Below are 19300 nucleotides of genomic sequence, written 5' to 3'. Positions count from 1 at the left end.
CTCAGGCGCGTTTGATGGTTAAAAATCAAATTATTGTTGTCGCAGAAGCGTAGAATTAGGCGATAACCTGTTTGAGGTGCTTTTTCATGATGCAAGAATCCCAGCTTCGTGCCCTTCTCGCGGCTGATATCCCCTTAATTGACGTTCGTGCTCCGGTAGAATTTCAGCAGGGCGCGATGCCTGCTGCCCGCAATCTTCCCCTGATGCTGGATGACGAGCGCGCTGCCGTCGGCACCTGCTATAAACGCGAAGGCCCGGATGCGGCGCTGGCGCTGGGTCATCGGTTAGTGCAAGGCGAAACGCGCGCCGGGCGGATTGAAAACTGGATGGCTGCCGCGCGCCAGGCACCGCAGGGTTATCTGTGTTGCGCCCGTGGTGGTCAGCGCTCGCATATCGTTCAGCAGTGGCTGCGTGAAAACGGCGTAGAGTATCCGCTCATCCCCGGCGGTTACAAAGCCCTGCGCCAGGCGGCGATCCAGGCTACCGAAGAACTGGTGCAGCATCCTGTTGTACTGGTCGGGGGCTGTACCGGCAACGGTAAAACACAGCATGTGCGCCATCATCCTCGCGGCATCGATCTCGAAGGGCTGGCGCATCATCGCGGCTCCTCGTTTGGCCGAACGCTTCAGGCTCAGCATTCCCAGGCGACGTTTGAAAATCATCTGGCGGTCGCGCTACTCAAAAAAGCGCAGCAGCCGGTACGCTGGGTACTGGAAGATGAGGGTCAGATGATTGGCGCGAATCATCTCCCGGAATGCCTGCGTTTGAGAATGCAGGCTGCACCGATTGTGGTGGTTGATGACCCGCTTGAGCTGCGCCTTGAACGCCTGCGGGAAGAGTATTTTACGCGTATGCACCGCGATTTCATCGCCGCATATGGTGAAGAACAAGGCTGGCAGGCGTACAGCGATTATTTGCATCACGGACTGTTTGCGATTCGCCGTCGCCTCGGCCTGCAGCGCTTTACCGAATTAACTACCCGCCTGAAGACGGCGCTTGCCAGCCAGTATACCAGCGGCGGCACCGACGCCCATTTTAGCTGGCTGGTGCCGCTGCTTGAGGCCTATTACGATCCGATGTACCGCTATCAGCTGGAAAAGAAAGCCGACAAGATTGTCTTTCGCGGCACTGGCCCGGAAATCGCGGCGTGGCTGGCGGTGTGGCGCGGCTAATGCCGATCCCGCTTATCCGCCCGCTGTGCCAGCCAGTCGCCCAGCATCTGGACAATCTGCACCAGGATTATCAGTGCCACAACGGTAACGATCATCACGCCGGTTTCATAGCGGTAGTAGCCATAGCGGATCGCCAGATCGCCTACGCCACCGCCGCCAACAATTCCGGCCATCGCCGAGTAACCAATCAGGCTCACCAGGGTGATGGTCAGCCCGCGCAGCAGTCCGGCGCTGGCTTCCGGAAGCAGAACGGTACAAATGATCCGCATCGGGCTGGCGCCAAAGGCTTCTGCGGCCTCAATAATGCCTTTATCAACTTCCCGCAGCGCGCTGTCCACCAGCCGGGCATAAAACGCAATTGCCGCGACCGAGAGCGGAACAGAAGCCGCGACGGGTCCAATGGTATTGCCGAGCAGTAACTGCGTCAGCGGCAGCAAAAGCACCAGCAGGATCACAAACGGCACGGAACGGATAATATTGACCAGTATTGAACTGAGCAAATAGACAAAACGGTTTTGCCAGAATAAATGCCGGTCGGTGACAAAAATCAAAAAGCCAAGCGGCAGGCCGCCGACAATAGCCAGTACCGTTGAGATACTGAGCATCTGAAAGGTTTCATTAAACGCCAGAGTCAAATCAGGCAGCATGTCATCCACGGATCACCTCCACGTGCGCGGTGCGCTGGTGAATATATTCTACCGCCGCATCAACTGCCGGTGGATTATCCGCTGCGGTCAGTTGTACCACCAGGATCCCCAATGCCTGTTCAGCGATATATTCAATTTTGCCGTGCAAAATATTGACCGCCACGCCAAATTTTACCGCCACCTCGGAAAGAACCGGCTGTTCAGCAGAATCGCCAATAAACAAAATTTTCAGCAACTGCCCCGACAGATGCTGATGTAAACGCTCAGGCAGGGTCAGATTAAGCGTGTGGGCGACCAGCTGCCGGGTAAACGGATGCTGCGGATGGGCAAACACATCAAATACCGCCCCCTCCTCCACCACCTTACCGCCTGACATCACGGCCACCCGATCGCAGATCGTTTTGATCACATCCATTTCATGGGTGATCAACACGATCGTGATCCCCATCTGCTCGCGTATCGTTTTTAACAGCGCGAGGATCGTTGCCGATGTTTCCAGATCGAGCGCGGATGTAGGCTCGTCGCACAGCAGCACGTCCGGATGATTGGCGATCGCCCGGGCAATGCCAACGCGCTGCTTTTGCCCGCCGCTGAGCTGGGCCGGAAAACGGCTTGCCATATCCGTCAGGCCGACCAGCGTCAGGATCTCCGCCACTCGCGGCGCGATTTTGCTGGACAGCCAGCCGGCCGCTTTCAGGCTGAAAGCCACGTTTTGTGCCACCGTGCGAGTATGCATCAAGTTAAAATGCTGAAAAATCATGCCGATACGCTGGCGGGCCTTACGCAACTGCACGCCCTCCAGCGCGGAGATTTCCACGCCGTTGACTTTAATGTAACCCTCGCTGGGACGGGTCAGCGCGTTTAGCGTGCGCAGTAAGGTGCTTTTGCCCGCACCGCTGGTGCCGACAATGCCAAAGATTTCACCGGGAGCAATACGTAAACTGACCGCATCCACCGCGCGGGTGGATGCGCCACGGCCTGCGGTAAAATCCACGCAGACCTTTTCTATTTCAATCATGCCAGACCTCAAAAATACGCGCCGTTACTGCTTCTCAGCCGCCATCCACTCAGGTTTCTGGAAAGCGCTGTAGATATTTTTCGGATCGTCAATCACTGCCCGGTAGGCCGGCGATTTAACAACGGTAATAATATCTTTGGCGAATGGTTTATCTGCATCTTCACTGCGCACGGCGATGATATTTTTCAGATTCTCGTCAAGCTGTTCCTGTTTCAGGGCGCTGGAGAGATCCAGTCCGGCCGCCACGGCAAAGTTACCGTTGACCAGCGATGCGGTAACGCCGTCCAGCGTACGCGGCAGCTGAGCGGCTTCCAGCGGTTTGAACACCAGCCCTTTCGGGTTGCTGGCGATATCGCGCTCGGAGGCTTTGGTCGGATCAATATCCGGTTTAATGGTGATGAGATCTAACGCCTGCAGGAAGCGCAGACCGCGCGCGAGGTTGGTCGGATCGTTAGAAAGGGTAATAACATCGCCTTTCTTCAGCTGATCGAGGCGGGTAATTTTACGCGAGTAGAAGCCCATCCCGGCGGTAGGTACGCTAATTAACTTGCTCAGTCTTAGCCCTTTATCGGCGGTGAATTTGTCAAAATAGAGCGAGTGCTGGAATAAGTTGGCATCAATACTGCCATTAGACAGGGCCATATTCGGCTGAACGTAATCGCTAAATTCACGGACCACGACTTTATAGCCTTTCTCTTTAAGCGGCGGCGCAATCGCCTGTTTAACCATGTCACCGTACGGTCCTGGCGCGACGCCAAACACAATGGTATGCGGATCGCTGGTAGCGTGGGCAAATTGTAATCCGCAGGCCAGCAATAACGCTCCTGCTGCGAAACGGAGTTGATGACGCAATCCCATAGGATCTCCTGAATAAATGATGTGATGCCGCGCGCCGTACACTGCGGCGCTGTCTGGTTTACCCGCAACCTGTCCGGGCTTTCTAAGATGGCATACTCCACAGGATGGCGTAATTGAAATTATTTCATGATGTTTTGAAGTATGTCACATAATGACATTGCAAAATGATGAACGCGCCGACAGAACGAACGGCGCGTTGTTTACTTAGCCGCTGAACTGGCGGAAAAGCGCCCGCCCTTTCAGCAGGCGAATACCCAGCCAGCCGCCGCACAGAGAGAGCAGCAGCGCGCCGCTAAACGGCAGCACCACCCACAACCGCCAGTCCGGCTCCCACGGGAAGTCAAAAACCCGGGTTTGCAATACGGCCAGCGCCGTCTCGGCACCGATGGCCGCGACTACGCCCGCAACCAGTCCGAGCAGCGCAAACTCACACCACAGCGTGGTACGCAGAAGGCGCTTGCCGGCCCCCAGCGTGCGATAGACCACCAGCTCCTGATGACGCTGGCGCATTCCTACCTGAATCTGTGCCATCAGCAGCAGGACGCCGCACAGCGTTACCAGCACCACCATCACTTCCAGGGCCCGGCTCACCTGCTGCAACACCTGGCCGACCTGTTTTAAGATCGCACCGATGTCCAGCAGGCTGACGGTCGGGAATGCCCGGTTCAGTTCGGTCAACAGCGCATTACTCTGATCCCAGCGGAAACTGGTGAGCCAGCTTTGCGGCTGCCCTTCCAGCGCGCCGCTCGGGAAGATAAAGAAGAAATTAGGTCGCAAACTCTCCCAGTCTACTTTACGTAAACTGGTGACTTTTGCGGTGAAATCCTGAGTATCACCGGTGAACGTCACGCTATCACCCAACGAAATATTCAGGCGTTTCGCCAGCTCTTGCTCCATAGACACCTCGCCCGGCGCAGGCGGCCAGTGACCGGCGACGATCGGGTTATGATCCGGCTTCTGCTCCTGCCAGGTCAGATTCAGCTCCCGATTCAGCGCCTCATCTTTATTACCCTCGGTGGGCTGGCCGTTAATCTGGGTCAGGCGCGCGCGGACAATAGGATAAAACGTCGACGGACGAACCTGGTGCTCCGTCAAAAACGTTTTAACTGGCTGAACCTGTTCAGTAGCAATGTTGAGCAGAAAATAGTTTGGACTCTCTGCTGGTAACTGCTGCTGCCAGCGATCCAGCAAATCACCGCGCAATACCAGCAGCAGCGCCAGTAGCATAAAGGAGAGAGAAAACGCCGCCAGCTGACTGAGGGTTGACCACGGCTGGCGCAGCAGGCGGTTAACCGCAAGGCGCAGCGACAGTGCATTAATGGTCAGACGCTTGAGGATAGTGAGCAGCACCCAGCCCAGCACGCCGCAGAGTAGCGCCAGCACCAGCGCGCCTGCCAGTACGGCCCATAACAGGGTACTGCCGCCCATCAGCCACGCCAGGAGTGCCACCACCACCACGGTAATAACCGGCAGATAGAGTTTTAGCGGCCAGACGTTCGCTACCACATCCCGACGCAGGACGCGCAGCGGCTGTGTCGCCAGCAGCAGCCGATAAGGACGTAATCCGACCAGCAGCGAAATGGTGGCCATTGCACCAGCGGACCACAACCACGGCCACAGGCTGGCAGCAGGTAGCGCCACCGGCAATACCGGTTTCAACAGAACAATCAGCACCTGCTCGAACAGCAGCCCCAGTACCCCGCCGGTCACCACCGAGAGCAGCATCAGCATCAGCCACTGGCCAATAATCAGTTTGCGTAACTGCGTCCCGCCCGCGCCCAGCGTTTTGAGGATCGCCACCAGGTCGTAGCGACTCCGGCAGTAGTGGCTCATGGCCACCGCCACCGCCGCGACTGCCAGCAGCAGCGTCAATAGCGCGGAGAGCAGCAGAAATTGCTGCGAACGCTCAAGGGATTTGCCCAGCGCGCCTTCATCCTGCTCAAGACCAAGCCAGCGATGTTCCGGTTTGAGCTGCGGCAGCAGCCATTTTTCATAGGCGGCAATCTGCGCCGGCGTCCCGGCAAATTTATAACGCCAGCTCACCCGGCTGCCGGGTCCCACCGCGCCGGTTTTTGCCACGTCAGCGGTATTCATCAGCAGGCGTGGAGCCATCTGAAACGGGTTAAATCCGGCGTCCGGCTCCTGCACTACTTCACCCGCAATGCGCAGCGTGGTATCACCAACGTCAATCGAATCGCCGGTTTTAAGCCCCAGCAGCGCCATCAGCCGGGGAGCGAGCAACGCGGTACCCGGCGCGGGTTTGAGGCCTGGCGGCTCGGTTTGTAACTCACCGTACAGCGGATACAGGTCACCTACCGCCTTCACACTGGCCAGCTGCGGCGTGTCGCGAGCGAAGGTCATGGTGGCAAAGGTGATTTGCTCATCAACCTTCAGTCCCTGTTTTTGGGCCTCAGCAAGCCATTGCGGTGCAATTTCGTGTGAACTGCGCAGCGTCCGATCGCCGGCCATAAAGTCGCGGCTTTGCTGGCTTAACCCTTTTTCCATACGGTCGCTGATATTGCCAAGCGCCAGCACGCAGGCCACCGCCAGGCTTAACGCCAGCCAGACAATCAGCAGCGAGGGCGAGCGCCACTCGCGCCAGAACCAGCGGGCAATCATGCTTCCTCCTGTAGCAGGCCGTTGACCAGGCGCAGACGACGATCGCAGCGGGCAGCCAACTGCGCATCGTGCGTGACCAGAATTAAGGTCGTTCCGTGCTCGCGATTCAGAGAGAACAGTAAATCGGCGATTTTGTCTCCGGTTTGCCTGTCGAGGTTGCCGGTCGGCTCATCAGCAAACAGCAGCCCGGGCCGACCGTTGAAGGCTCTGGCGAGCGCCACGCGCTGCTGCTCGCCGCCAGAAAGCTGCGCCGGAAGATGATCGAGTCGTTTACCCAGCCCTAACTGCTCAAGCAGCGCTTTGGCCTGAGCGCGACTTTCACGACTGTTTTTGCCGCGCAGAAGTGCAGGTAACTCTACGTTTTCCAACGCGTTGAGGGTGGGAATTAGCATAAAGGACTGAAACACAAAGCCCACATGCTGCGCACGCAGCGCGGCACGCGCTTCTTCATCCATGTTATGCAGCGGCTGCCCCAGCAGCGAGACTTCACCGCTGCTACCGTCGTCCAGCCCGGCCAGGATCGCCAGTAGAGTTGACTTGCCCGAACCGGACTCGCCGATCAGCGCAATTGTCTGCGATGGTTTGACAAGCAGCTCAACTCCGGTAAGGATTGAGAGTTCATGCTCCCCCTGACCGACGGACTTCTTAAGATGATGAACTTCAACAATGTTTTCCGCTGGCATTTGCCGTTCCTGTTTTTTGTTCTGTTTAGCTTTCGTGCCGTTGCAGCAGACACGCTATTAATTTTGGGTGATAGCCTCAGCGCCGGGTATCGCATGGCCGCCACCAGCGCCTGGCCTGCGCTGCTTAATGAAAAGTGGCAGCCGCAGACGCCGGTGGTTAACGCCAGTATTAGCGGCGATACCTCGCAGCAGGGGCTGGCACGTTTACCCGCCCTCCTGACACAGCATAAACCACGCTGGGTTTTAGTGGAGCTGGGCGGTAATGATGGCCTGCGCGGTTTTCAACCTCAGCAGACCGAAGCCACGCTGCGTAAAATTTTGCAGGCTGTCAAAGATGCCGGTGCGCAGCCGTTGTTGATGCAAATTCACCTGCCCGCTAACTACGGACGGCGGTATAATGAGTCGTTTAGCGCGATCTATCCCGCCCTCGCCCGAGAGTTCGATATTCCTCTGGTTCCCTTTTTCATGGAAGCGGTTTATCAGAAGCCTCAGTGGATGCAGGAAGACGGGATCCACCCTAATCCCGATGCACAGCCGTTTATTGCCGACTGGATGGCAACGCGACTGGCACCTTTAGTTAACCATGAGTCTTAAGCATGCAGGGGCATACCCAGGTAAAGTTATGCAAAAATCAGTCTTAATAACAGGATGTTCCAGCGGTATCGGTCTGGAAAGCGCACTTGAGCTTCAGCGCCTGGGCTTTCGGGTGCTTGCCGCCTGCCGCAAAGCAGACGATGTCACGCGGATGAATAGCCTGGGGCTGACCGGCATTTTGCTGGATCTCGACCAGCCACAGAGCGTGGACCGCGCCGCCGACGAGGTTATCGCGCTGACGGAAAACCGTCTGTACGGGATCTTTAATAATGCCGGCTATGGCGTTTACGGGCAGTTGAATACCATCAGCCGCGACCAGCTTGAGCAGCAGTTTTCCGCCAATTTTTTTGGCGCACATCAGCTCACCATGCGCCTGCTGCCGGCCATGACGCCTCACGGTGAAGGCCGTATTGTGATGACCTCTTCGGTGATGGGCCTGATCTCTACGCCGGGTCGCGGGGCCTATGCCGCCAGCAAATATGCTCTCGAAGCGTGGTCGGATGCGCTGCGCATGGAGCTGCGCTATAGCGGTATTCAGGTCAGCCTGATTGAACCGGGTCCTATTCATACCCGCTTTACCGATAACGTCAATCAAACTCAGCGTGATAAGCCGGTAGAAAATCCGGGCATTGCCGCGCGCTTTACCCTCGGTCCGGAGGCGGTGGTCGCCAAAGTACGCCATGCTTTCACCAGCAATCGGCCTAAAATGCGCTATCCCGTCACCCTGGTGACCCATGCGGTAAACGTGTTGAAACGCCTGCTGCCGGGCCGCGTAATGGATAAAATTTTGCAGGGGTGAGTTGAAGCTAACGCGCTGGCCCCCATGTAATAAAAAACTGCTTAAGAGAGTACATTTATGTCTGCACAGAATATCGTCAATATCAACGAAACCAATTTACAGCAGACGCTGGAACAGTCGATGACCCTGCCGGTGCTGTTTTACTTCTGGTCCGCGCGCAGTCAGCACTGTGAACAACTGACGCCGGTGCTGGAGAGCCTCGCGGCGCAGTACAGCGGACAATTTATTCTGGCAAAGCTCGACTGTGATGCTGAACAGATGGTCGCCTCTCAGTTTGGCCTGCGCGCCATTCCGACCGTTTACCTGTTCCAGAACGGGCAGCCGGTAGATGGCTTCCAGGGGCCGCAGCCTGAAGAAGCGATCCGGGCGTTGCTGGAAAAAGTCCTGCCGCGTGAAGACGAGTTAAAAGCGCAGCAGGCGATTCAGTTTATTGAAGAAGGTAACTACGTTGACGCCCTGCCGCTGTTGAAAGAGGCCTGGCAGCTTTCGGGTCAAAACAGTGATATTGGTCTGCTGCTGGCGGAGACGCAGATCGCACTTAATCGTTCAGACGATGCAGAAGCGGTGCTGAAAACCATTCCGCTTCAGGACCAGGATACCCGCTATCAGGGGCTTATCGCGCAAATCGAATTGCTGAAGCAGGCGGCAGATACGCCGGAAATTCAGCAGCTTCAGCAGCAGGTTGCAGCGGCTCCCGAGGATGCTGCGCTGGCCTCACAGCTGGCTCTCCAGCTACATCAGGTAGGTCGTAATGAAGAGGCTTTAGCGTTACTCTTTAGCCACCTGCAAAAAGATCTTGGCGCAGCGGACGGCCAGGCACGCAAGATGTTGCAGGAAATCCTTGCTGCACTCGGGACTGGCGATGCGCTTGCCAGCCAGTATCGTCGCAAGCTCTATTCACTGCTGTATTAGTCTGTATAAGGACAATACGCTGACGGCGGTGAAGGATATAATTACCTGGCTGAACAGGAGATTTTCATCATGTTATTTGTCATTCCCGTCGTCATCCTTGTGGCGCTGATTGTGGTTTTTTCCGGGGTAAAAATTGTCCCGCAGGGGTATCAATGGACGGTGGAGCGCTTTGGTCGCTATACCACGTCCCTGCAGCCGGGCCTGAGCCTGGTGGTGCCGTTTATGGATCGAATTGGTCGTAAGATCAATATGATGGAACAGGTACTCGATATTCCGTCGCAGGAAGTTATCTCGAAAGACAACGCCAACGTCTCTATTGATGCAGTCTGTTTTATTCAGGTGATCGATGCGCCAAAAGCGGCCTATGAGGTCAGCAACCTTGAGCTGGCGATCATCAACCTGACCATGACCAACATCCGTACCGTTCTCGGCTCGATGGAGCTTGATGAAATGCTCTCTCAGCGCGACAACATCAATACCCGCCTGCTGCATATCGTTGATGAAGCCACCAACCCGTGGGGCATCAAGATCACCCGTATCGAAATTCGTGACGTGCGCCCACCGGCTGAACTGATTGACGCGATGAATGCGCAGATGAAAGCCGAGCGAACGAAACGCGCCTATATTCTGGAAGCGGAAGGGATACGTCAGGCGCAAATCGTCAAAGCGGAAGGGGAAAAGCAGTCGAAGATCCTCACAGCCGAGGGCGAACGTCAGTCAGCGTTCTTACAGGCAGAAGCGCGCGAACGTTCAGCAGAAGCAGAAGCCCGGGCAACGCAGATGGTTTCCGAAGCCATTGCCGCCGGAGATATTCAGGCGGTTAACTACTTTGTGGCGCAAAAATACACCGACGCGCTGCAAAAAATCGGTTCGGCTAATAACAGTAAAGTGGTGATGATGCCGCTGGATGCCAGCAGCCTGATGGGATCGATTGCCGGTATTAGCGAACTGATCAAAGGCAGCACCGACGAGCGGAAACGCCTGTGATCGACATTATTCTGGCCCACCCACACGTTTTCTGGCTGAGCCTCGGCGGTTTGCTGCTTGCCGCCGAAATGCTCGGCGGTAACGGTTACCTGCTGTGGAGCGGTATCGCGGCGGTGCTGGTGGGGCTGATCGTCTGGCTGATGCCGCTGGGCTGGGAATGGCAGGGGCTGATGTTTGCCCTGCTGACGCTGCTGGCCGCGTGGCTGTGGTGGCGCTGGCTGGCGAAGCGAGTACGCGAGCAAAAACCTGCGGACAGCCAGCTTAATCAGCGAGGAAGGCAGCTTATCGGCCGCCGTTTTACGCTCGACAGTGCGTTAGTTAACGGTCGCGGACATATGCGCGTGGGCGACAGTTCGTGGATGGTCAGCGCCGACAGCGATCTGCCCGCCGGTACTCCGGTAGAAGTGACGTCGATTGAAGGCATCACCCTGGTGGTCAGGGCCTGTCCGGTTGTCCACTGAGTTAACGCAGAGATGAAAAGCGAGTCCGGGCAGCCGCACTCGCTTTTTTAGTCTCAAAACGATGAAACAGGAGCGTCGTTCACATGCCATTCTGGTCACCAAAAACTGAGGTAAAATGCGTCAAGCACCAGCCGGAAGGGCTTATTTTCGCCGTCAGGCACGGTAAAGGACTGCTTCAGGAGCAATGGGCGCCGGGACAGTGTGTCCTGACGTGGCAGGATGCGCCCCTTATTACTCTGTGGCCGGATGAGTGCCCGACCTGCGCAGGTATGGTGTCGGCCAGCTCTGGCGCGAACCGCGCTGAGGCGGCGCAATTTATCCCGGCGATGGCGCAGTGGAACACGCCGTTTCACGATCTGCCGACGTCGCTTTCTCACCTTGAACCGCTGCTCGCGATGCTCCCCTCCGGCTACTATTCCCTTGAGGATCGGCAGCTCTATCCGACCGATGGCAACGGGCATTTTTTCTGGTCGCTAACGGAGCGAAAACAGGTTAATCCGGCCACCGTTAGCATCATGGATCGCGAAATGCGCTATTACACGCCGGGGCCGCTGTATCTGCTGCCGACGCAGTCGGCGACCCGGTTTAACCCTGAACGGGCGGAGTATTACCGCGATAAGCCTGACATTCGCGCCATCGCCTGGTATTTCAGCGACTCGTATCTTTGCGCATTGCTCGACGGGCATCATAAAGCCTGCGCTGCCGCGCTGGAAAAAAGGCCGCTTCGAAGCCTGGTAATCGCCCCCGTTGCGCACTACTACCCGCAAGAAAAACGTCTGACATTCAGCAACGGGCAACAGCTTACCCGCGAGGAATGCCTGCCCGGGGTACCGACGCATGTCCCGGTTACAGCGTTAAAATCCGCTTATGCTGAGACAACTAATGTGTCTGGCGGCGCTTTTTCATGGCCGGAGGCGTTTATCCGCAGCGCAAGTGCGTACCCGCCCGTGGAGGCGGCCAGCATTATTCTTGCAGCCGGAGATGTAAGTGAAACGCGTATTCGCGGGATTATCGAGGCGCGCATTTTACCAGACGATGACGATATTCCCCTGATCCTGCAGGCGCTGTTCTATACCGACTCTGCGCTATTTATTCCTTTTGCCCGTTTTCTCTGGCAGCACTACCTGTGGGGCAGCCATAACCATCTGGCTTTTAGCCTGCTGGCAAAGCGGCCCTCCCCGCAGGTCGACGATCTTTTTGTCGAATTTTTAATTAATGACGACGGTTATCACGCCGATCTCACCCACATTGTTGACGACTATTTTCGTCAGCGTTAACCCGACCGATGGCAGCACCCGGAAAGATTATCAATAATCGGACAGGCGGAGCTTTCATCGCCGGGGCAGCTTTCAGCAAGGGTTAACAGCTGCTCGCGCATCGCCTGTAACTGCACGATATGCTGTTCAATTTCCGCCACTTTTTCCAGAGTACGCTTTTTGACGTCGGCACTGTGCCGGGCCGGATCGTTAAACAGCTCCACCAGCTCACCGCACTCGTCAAGATTGAAGCCCACCAGCCGCGCCTGGCGCAGCAACGTCAGCTCGTCGATGTGTTTCTGGGTGTAGCTGCGATAACCGTTTTCGCTACGCAGCGGCGGCGTCACCAGCCCTTTCTCTTCGTAAAAGCGGATCGCCTTGCTGGTGAGTCCGGTTTTTTTGGCCACATCACTGATATTCATCAATCCCCCTTGACCTTCCCCTTGCGGGAAGGTTTAACCTGAGACACAGTTAGCGGAAATTATTGCTAAGATCACTCTTTTTACGATCTATCATACAGGAGTTATAACATGTCTCACATAATTGACCTGACGCTGGACGGCCTCTCCTGCGGCCACTGCGTCAAACGCGTCAAAGAAAGCCTTGAGCAACGCCCGGATGTGGAGCTGGCTGAAGTGACGATCACCGATGCGCGCGTGACCGGTAGCGCCAGCGCCGATGCGCTGATCGATACCATTAAGCAGGCCGGATACGGTGCAGAGTTAAGCCACCCAAAGGCTAAACCGCTGGCGGAGTCATCAATCCCGTCGGAAGCGCTGACAGCGGTTTCTTCAAAGCTTCCGGATGCCCGTGCCGATGACGACAGTCTGCAACTGTTGCTTAGCGGTATGAGCTGCGCCAGCTGTGTCTCCCGGGTCCAGAAAGCACTGCAGGCTGTTCCGGGCGTCACCCAGGCACGGGTCAATCTGGCGGAACGCACGGCGCTGGTTACCGGCAGTGCGTCCGCCGCTGAATTAGTGCAGGCGGTGGAAAAGGCAGGCTACGGGGCAGAAGCCATCGAAGATGACCTTAAGCGCCGGGAGCGTCAGCAGCAAACCGCCGTCGCCACCGTAAAACGTTTTCGCTGGCAGGCGGCCCTCGCCCTCGCCCTGGGTATTCCAGTGATGGTCTGGGGGATGTTCGGTGACAATATGATGGTCACTGACGATAACCGCAGCCTGTGGCTGGCCATAGGTCTTGCCACGCTCGCGGTAATGGTTTTTGCCGGTGGGCACTTTTATCGCAGCGCATGGAAAAGTCTGCTTAACCGCACGGCGACCATGGATACGCTGGTCGCGCTGGGTACCGGCGTTGCCTGGCTCTACTCCATGAGCGTCAATCTGTGGCCGCAGTGGTTCCCGATGGAAGCACGCCACCTCTATTATGAAGCCAGCGCGATGATTATCGGTCTGATAAACCTCGGTCATATGCTTGAAGCCCGGGCGCGCCAGCGCTCGTCTAAAGCGCTGGAAAAACTGCTCGACCTGACGCCGGCAACTGCCCGGGTGGTCACCGACCGGGGCGAAGACGATCTGCCGCTGTCGGCGGTTACCCCAGGTATGACGTTGCGCCTGACCACCGGCGATCGGGTGCCGGTGGACGGTAAAATCACTCAGGGCGATGCCTGGCTGGATGAAGCGATGCTTACCGGTGAACCGGTGCCGCAGCAAAAAAGCATCGATGATGATGTTCATGCAGGCACCGTAGTGCAGGATGGCAGCGTGCTGTTTACCGCCAGCGCCGTGGGAAGCCAGACGACGCTGGCCCGCATTATTCGCATGGTACGCCAGGCGCAAAGCAGCAAGCCACAAATTGGCCAGCTGGCCGATAAAATCTCCGCTATTTTTGTGCCGGTAGTGGTGGCCATTGCCCTGTTTAGCGCCGCTATCTGGTATTTTTTCGGCCCTGCACCGCAAATAGTGTATACGCTGGTGATCGCCACCACCGTACTGATTATCGCCTGCCCCTGCGCGCTCGGGCTGGCAACGCCGATGTCGATAATTTCCGGCGTCGGACGCGCGGCTGAATTTGGCGTCCTGGTTCGTGATGCTGACGCTCTTCAGCGCGCCAGTTCGCTGGATACGCTGGTTTTCGATAAAACCGGCACCCTGACGGAAGGAAAACCGCAGGTTACGGCGGTGAATACCGTGGGCGACGTTGATGAGGCCCAGGCGCTGAGGCTGGCAGCTGCCCTGGAGCAGGGCTCAGGTCATCCGCTGGCGCGTGCCATCCTTGATAAGGCTCAGGACCTGACGTTGCCGCAAATAAGTGATTTCCGCACCCTGCGCGGGCTTGGCGTAAGCGGCAGGACGCAGGAACATACGCTGCTGCTGGGAAATGTGGCGCTGATGAAGCAACACAATATTGCGACAGACGAACTGGATGATGAAATCCATGCCCAGGCCTTGCAGGGCGCAACGCCGGTGCTACTGGCGATTGACGGCCAGCTAGCCGCCCTTCTCGCCATCCGCGATCCGCTGCGTTCGGACAGCGTCGCCGCGCTGGTGCGTTTACACCAGGCTGGATACCGGCTGGTGATGCTGACCGGTGACAACCAGACCACTGCCGCTGCGATCGCCAAAGAGGCCGGAATTGATGAGGTGATCGCAGGCGTTCTGCCAGACGGTAAAGCGCAGGCCATTGCGAATTTACAACGCGAAGGCCGGCAGGTGGCCATGATTGGTGACGGGATCAACGATGCCCCGGCTCTGGCGCAGGCGGAAGTCGGTATCGCGATGGGCGGCGGCAGCGACGTGGCCATTGAAACGGCTGCCATTACGCTGATGCGCCATAGCCTGATGGGCGTGGCCGATGCGCTGGCTATCTCGCGCGCCACGCTGCGTAATATGAAGCAAAACCTGGTCGGCGCGTTTATTTATAACTCGCTGGGTATTCCGGTTGCTGCCGGGATCCTGTGGCCGCTCACCGGGACGCTACTCAATCCGGTTGTGGCTGGCGCGGCGATGGCGCTGTCGTCCATTACGGTGGTCAGCAATGCCAACCGGCTACTGCGCTTTACGCCAAAAAGGTAATTCGCGCTCCGGTTTGCGCGCCGGGCCGCCGCACGCTAGCATAGGATTTTGCGCCAGCGGAGTATGTATGAGCCTGTTTCACCGATTAAAAACGTTGTGGCATACGCTGCGCGGCAATACCTACAGCTGGCCTGCGCAGGACATTTCTCTGCCCGGCGGCCGCGAGTTTCACCTGGTCGGCAGTATTCACATGGGGACGCAGGATATGTCCCCGCTGCCGCCAAAGCTGCTGCAAAAAATCGCGCGTGCCGATGCGCTGATCGTCGAGGCTAATATCGCCGGCAGCGACACTCCGTTTCGCGATCTGCCCGAATTTCCGCCGCTTGAAGAACGACTTAGCGAATTGCAGCTCGCCGCGCTGGATAAACAAGCCCGTGAACTGGGCCTGTCACTGACGCTATTCAGTAACCAGCCTCTGTGGCAAATCGCCATGGTGCTTCAGGCCACTCAGGCGCAACAGCTGGGGCTGCGCCCCGATTATGGTATCGACCTTCAGCTTATTCAGGCGGCACAAGCCAGACAGATCCCGGTGGTTGAGCTGGAAGGTGCTGAACGGCAAATTGCTCTGCTCTGCGAGTTGCCCGACAACGGCATGGCGCTGCTGGACGATACCCTTGAACACTGGCATACCAATGCGCGGCTGCTGCAAATGATGATTAGCTGGTGGCTGGAGCATCCGCCCGCCGCGCAGGATGTTAAGCTGCCGAATACCTTTAGCGAGGAACTGTATGACGTGCTGATGCACAAGCGTAATCGCGCATGGCGGGATTTTCTCTGCGAGCTTCCGGCGGGACATTATGTGGTCGCGGTCGGTGCGCTGCATCTTTATGGTGAAGGCAACCTTGCGGACATCATGACATAAAAAAGTGGCCAATATTGCTATTGGCCCGTCAAAGAGGAATTTCATCTTTATTATTATGCCGGAGCGAACTCCGGTAACTGAATTGTCGCTTAAAGCGCCGTTACTGCCAACACTAATAAGCAAGATTATACTATTTTTTCGCTTCGCCCCGGGCGTACACTCAGCACATGTTGGTTTATTACAGGTAAGGACTCTGATGACCCCCGCCGTTAAGCTACTTGAAAAACAAAAAATTACTTTCAGGATCCATACTTATGAACACGATCCCACCGAAACAAATTTTGGTGATGAAGTCGTGCGCAAGCTCGGACTGAATGCAGATCAGGTTTACAAAACGCTGCTGGTGGCGGTAAATGGCGATGCAAAACATCTGGCGGTAGCGGTCACGCCGGTTGCCGGTCAGCTTGATTTAAAAAAGGTTGCCAAAGCGCTGGGAGCAAAGAAAGTAGAAATGGCCGACCCGCAGCTTGCCCAGCGGACGACCGGTTATCTGGTCGGCGGTATTAGTCCGCTGGGACAGAAAAAGCGCCTGCCGACGCTTATTGATGCGCCTGCGCAGGCGTTTGCCACTATTTTTGTGTCCGGCGGCAAGCGCGGACTGGATATCGAACTGGCAGCGACAGACCTGGCACACGCCCTGAATGCGCAATTTGCCGATATCGCCCGACGCGAGTAATCTCAGACCTTAAGCATTTTAATCGTGGCGTCGATATCAATCTCGTCTGCCGAGAAGATGAGTGTCGTTCCCTGGAACGTGGTGATGGCCAGCTTTTTCAGGGAGCGCATTTCGCCCGGTTTTGCCGCCGATTTAGGGCGGATATTGCCCATCAGCGCGCCGACCGACAGTACCGTATTCTCTTTATCGATATAGGCATCGGCAGGCACTTCTTCACTGTAGACCACCCACGACTTGATAGAGGAGAGTTTGATCCGCTCACCAACGATATAGATGTGTTTACTTTCCGGCAGGACTTTTACCGCATAGGCTGACAGGCCTTTGTTGTTCGTCGTGGCTTCAAAAGTCACTGCCGCATCTTTCTTAATAAGCTCCGGGTTGGCGACCTTAATCACATGAAAATAACGGTTGTCGCCGTTTTCATCTTTGATAAATCCAAAACCTTTATCTTTAAACCATGTTGTGATCGTACCGTTCATCGCCATTCTCGCCTGCTTAATCGTTTATCTGGTCAGTTTATGCAGCGCGCAGTGTAAATCACAATGCCTGCGCAGACTATGTCTTTAGACTCAGTATAAGGATAAATTTTGCCGGAAGCATTGCGGGTATTTTCACTGGTGGGCGCGGCGATCGACAGCGCGATCGCCTGTGTTATAAGGCCAGCCGTAAGCGCTATTCGTTGCCCCATTGATTGAGAAAGTTTGCGATTTCATCGATACGACTTTCGTTGATACCGGCTTCGCGCGCCATCTCCTGCTGCGATTCCTCGCTGATTTCTTCATTATTCATCAGGCGGGTAATGAGCAACTGGAAATAGTGGGCCAGAGGATCGCGCTCAGCTTCACTCACCGGCTTTTCGCATTCCGTAGCGTACTCATCCGCGATGTCATAATACTTCAGGGGGATTTCATTGTTCATTCTCTGTCTCCGGGATTAATGCCTGGGTGAGTTACCCTTTGATATCAATACTATCATTGTTACCGACAGGCAGTCAGGTCGACTTCGCGCTATTTGCCCGGCGGCGACGCCGGGCCGGTAAACCTTATTGCCAGCTCACTTCCCCTTTCGGCTCGTAAGCGTTTACATCAAGCGGGGAGTTCTGCTGAATAAACTGCTTCAGCACTTCTGCATCAATAAAGCCGGTGTTAACGTAGCCGGGTTTATCGTCGAGACGCGGATAACCATCGCCGCCCGTCGCGTTAAAACTCAGCGTCGCAAGGCGATATTTTTTCGCCGGATCGACCGCTTCACCTTTAATTTTCAGATCGTTAAGCTTACCGTCTTTTGCACTAAAGCTGACATTAGCAAACTGTGGATACGCACCGGAATCGGGTTTCATCCGGGCAACCGCGGTCAGATAGTCGATGATTTCCTGCCCGCTCAGATCGGCATATACCACTATGTTGCCGAACGGCTGCACTTTAAGCACGTTTTTATAGGTGATATCGCCGCTCTCAATGGAATCGCGAATACCGCCGCCGCTCATCACGCCGATGTCAGCATTAGTACGGGCCATTTGCGCTGCGAGCAGTAAATGCCCAAGATTAGTCTGTACAAAACGGACTTTACTGCGATCGCCTTCAAGCTTGCCGTTCACACTCCCAATCTTCACATCAAGCTGCGCTTTACCCTTGTTCTGGAACGGCGTCAGCATCGATAGCACCTGCGGATTTTCGACAATTTCCGGAGTATAAAGCACGCGCTCGCTCTCACCGTTATCCCAGGTCACTTTCTTCTTCAGATTGACCGGAATAAGCTGATAGTTCACCAGTTTCATTTCACCGTTGCGGAATTCGAAATCTGCCCGCCCGACGTATTTGCCCCATTCATGCGCCTGCACGATCCAAATCCCATTCTGACGATCCGGTGCGCAAGGGGTGCCAGGGACATAATCAATCTGTTTTTTATTCTCAGAGGCCATACAAACCGGATTTTGAGAGTGTCCGCCGACAATCATTGCCAGCGATCCGGCAGGCAGACTGCGCGCCATTTCAACATCGCCGGGTGCGTTTGAACCGTGCTCGCCATTATCGTAATGGCCCATATGGGTGGCGGCGATAATAACGTCCGGTTTTTCGGTTTCATTTAATTCCTGAATGACCAGATTTGCTTCGTCTGCCGGTTTGCGAAACTCGATGTCGGTAAAAAATTCAGGATTGCCGATTTTTGCCGTATCGTCAGTGGTCAGGCCAATTACGGCAATTTTCAGATCCTGACGCTTAAACAGCGCCCACGGTTTAAACAGTCGCTCACCGGTGCTTTTCTGATAGATATTGGCAGAGAGAAACGGAAATTTGGCCCATTTTTCCTGCTGACGCAGCACGCTCATCGGGTTATCAAATTCGTGGTTGCCTACTGCCATCGCGTCATAGCCTATCAGGTTCATGCCGCGGAAATCCGGTTCTGCATCCTGAAGATCGGATTCAGGTACGCCGGTATTAATATCGCCACCGGAAAGCAGCAGAACGCTACCGCCTTCAGCCGCAACCTCTTTGCGGATGCCGTCAACCAGGGTTTTTTGCGCGGCCAGGCCGTATTCACCGTACTCGCTGCGCCAGAAATGCCCGTGATGATCGTTAGTATGGAGAATGGTAATTTTATAAGTTTTATCCTGCTCATAGGCCTGAGCAGACAGGCTGCTCAGCGTACAGGCTGCCAGCACCGCCAGCGCGAGGCCCCGCTTTAAAAACGTCATATTTCTCTCCCTGACCAAAATGTGTAATG

19 protein-coding genes are annotated in these 19300 nt (G+C 56.0%); 10 read left to right on the top strand and 9 right to left on the bottom strand.

Going from position 1 to position 19300, the window contains the following annotated elements:
- The first annotated feature begins 86 nt into the window (after positions 1–86).
- The gene (mnmH, locus tag AC791_RS07655; RefSeq protein WP_049839881.1) at positions 87–1172 is read left to right on the top strand and encodes a tRNA 2-selenouridine(34) synthase MnmH; all 1086 of its coding nucleotides are present in this window, start codon (positions 87–89) and stop codon (positions 1170–1172) included.
- On the opposite strand, the gene AC791_RS07650 is transcribed toward mnmH, so the two are convergent.
- The 5 genes from AC791_RS07650 to ybbA form a co-directional block, all read right to left on the bottom strand.
- The gene (locus AC791_RS07650; protein ID WP_049839880.1) at positions 1169–1828 is read right to left on the bottom strand and encodes a methionine ABC transporter permease; all 660 of its coding nucleotides are present in this window, start codon (positions 1826–1828) and stop codon (positions 1169–1171) included. The genes mnmH and AC791_RS07650 overlap by 4 nt on opposite strands.
- On the bottom strand, positions 1821–2837 hold the full coding sequence (sfbB, locus tag AC791_RS07645) for a virulence-associated ABC transporter ATP-binding protein SfbB (protein WP_049839879.1): 1017 nt from the start codon (positions 2835–2837) through the stop codon (positions 1821–1823). The genes AC791_RS07650 and sfbB overlap by 8 nt, the downstream gene beginning before the upstream one ends.
- 24 nt (positions 2838–2861) lie before the next feature.
- Positions 2862–3695: a MetQ/NlpA family ABC transporter substrate-binding protein gene (locus AC791_RS07640; RefSeq protein WP_049839878.1), complete on the bottom strand. Its 834-nt coding sequence runs from the start codon at positions 3693–3695 to the stop codon at positions 2862–2864.
- A gap of 204 nt (positions 3696–3899) precedes the next feature.
- Positions 3900–6314 carry a putative ABC transporter permease subunit YbbP gene (gene ybbP, locus AC791_RS07635; RefSeq protein ID WP_049839877.1) on the bottom strand — a complete coding sequence of 805 codons (2415 nt, stop codon included), beginning with the start codon at positions 6312–6314 and terminating at the stop codon, positions 3900–3902.
- Positions 6311–6997 (bottom strand): putative ABC transporter ATP-binding protein YbbA, encoded by a 687-nt coding sequence (gene ybbA, locus AC791_RS07630; protein ID WP_049839876.1) that lies wholly within the window; start codon positions 6995–6997, stop codon positions 6311–6313. Before ybbA ends, ybbP begins: the two co-directional genes overlap by 4 nt.
- Here ybbA and tesA point away from each other — a divergent pair.
- The 6 genes from tesA (at position 6968) to AC791_RS20340 (ending at position 12027) form a co-directional block, all read left to right on the top strand.
- Entirely contained in the window at positions 6968–7591 is a 624-nt protein-coding gene (gene tesA, locus AC791_RS07625; RefSeq protein WP_049839875.1) for a multifunctional acyl-CoA thioesterase I/protease I/lysophospholipase L1, read from the top strand. The two genes, ybbA and tesA, sit on opposite strands and share 30 nt — an antisense overlap.
- Positions 7581–8390 (top strand): SDR family oxidoreductase, encoded by an 810-nt coding sequence (locus tag AC791_RS07620; RefSeq protein WP_199485501.1) that lies wholly within the window; start codon positions 7581–7583, stop codon positions 8388–8390. Before tesA ends, AC791_RS07620 begins: the two co-directional genes overlap by 11 nt.
- A 57-nt stretch (positions 8391–8447) precedes the next feature.
- Positions 8448–9302, top strand: coding sequence for a co-chaperone YbbN (locus tag AC791_RS07615; protein WP_049839873.1), 855 nt, complete (start codon positions 8448–8450; stop codon positions 9300–9302).
- A gap of 69 nt (positions 9303–9371) precedes the next feature.
- Positions 9372–10289, top strand: coding sequence for an SPFH domain-containing protein (locus tag AC791_RS07610; protein WP_049839872.1), 918 nt, complete (start codon positions 9372–9374; stop codon positions 10287–10289).
- Complete coding sequence (locus AC791_RS07605; protein WP_049839871.1) at positions 10286–10750, top strand: NfeD family protein; 465 nt, start codon at positions 10286–10288, stop codon at positions 10748–10750. Before AC791_RS07610 ends, AC791_RS07605 begins: the two co-directional genes overlap by 4 nt.
- Positions 10751–10833: 83 nt before the next feature.
- Positions 10834–12027, top strand: coding sequence for a hypothetical protein (locus AC791_RS20340; protein WP_049839870.1), 1194 nt, complete (start codon positions 10834–10836; stop codon positions 12025–12027).
- On the opposite strand, the gene cueR is transcribed toward AC791_RS20340, so the two are convergent.
- Entirely contained in the window at positions 12024–12428 is a 405-nt protein-coding gene (cueR, locus tag AC791_RS07595; protein ID WP_049839869.1) for a Cu(I)-responsive transcriptional regulator, read from the bottom strand. The genes AC791_RS20340 and cueR overlap by 4 nt on opposite strands.
- A gap of 108 nt (positions 12429–12536) precedes the next feature.
- On the opposite strand from cueR, the gene copA reads away from it, so the two are divergent.
- The 3 genes from copA to ybaK all read left to right on the top strand — a co-directional run bounded on the left by copA (position 12537) and on the right by ybaK (position 16576).
- Entirely contained in the window at positions 12537–15038 is a 2502-nt protein-coding gene (copA, locus tag AC791_RS07590) for a copper-exporting P-type ATPase CopA (protein WP_049839868.1), read from the top strand.
- A gap of 67 nt (positions 15039–15105) precedes the next feature.
- Complete coding sequence (locus AC791_RS07585) at positions 15106–15900, top strand: TraB/GumN family protein (RefSeq protein ID WP_049839867.1); 795 nt, start codon at positions 15106–15108, stop codon at positions 15898–15900.
- A 196-nt stretch (positions 15901–16096) separates the two neighbouring features.
- Positions 16097–16576, top strand: coding sequence for a Cys-tRNA(Pro)/Cys-tRNA(Cys) deacylase YbaK (ybaK, locus tag AC791_RS07580; RefSeq protein WP_049839866.1), 480 nt, complete (start codon positions 16097–16099; stop codon positions 16574–16576).
- A gap of 2 nt (positions 16577–16578) precedes the next feature.
- Here ybaK and AC791_RS07575 read toward each other — a convergent pair whose 3' ends face one another.
- The 3 genes from AC791_RS07575 to ushA all read right to left on the bottom strand — a co-directional run bounded on the left by AC791_RS07575 (position 16579) and on the right by ushA (position 19271).
- Positions 16579–17061 (bottom strand): cold-shock protein, encoded by a 483-nt coding sequence (locus AC791_RS07575; RefSeq protein WP_049839865.1) that lies wholly within the window; start codon positions 17059–17061, stop codon positions 16579–16581.
- Positions 17062–17248: 187 nt separating this feature from the next.
- On the bottom strand, positions 17249–17494 hold the full coding sequence (locus AC791_RS07570) for a DUF2543 family protein (protein WP_049839864.1): 246 nt from the start codon (positions 17492–17494) through the stop codon (positions 17249–17251).
- 124 nt (positions 17495–17618) lie between these two features.
- Positions 17619–19271: a bifunctional UDP-sugar hydrolase/5'-nucleotidase UshA gene (gene ushA, locus AC791_RS07565; RefSeq protein WP_049839863.1), complete on the bottom strand. Its 1653-nt coding sequence runs from the start codon at positions 19269–19271 to the stop codon at positions 17619–17621.
- Between the last annotated feature and the right edge of the window lie 29 nt (positions 19272–19300).

Origin of the sequence: Klebsiella sp. RIT-PI-d (genome assembly GCF_001187865.1) — a bacterium.
Lineage (GTDB): Bacteria > Pseudomonadota > Gammaproteobacteria > Enterobacterales > Enterobacteriaceae > Superficieibacter.
Note: the sequence above shows the minus strand (reverse complement) of the source record. Positions and strands in the feature narration are given on the sequence as shown.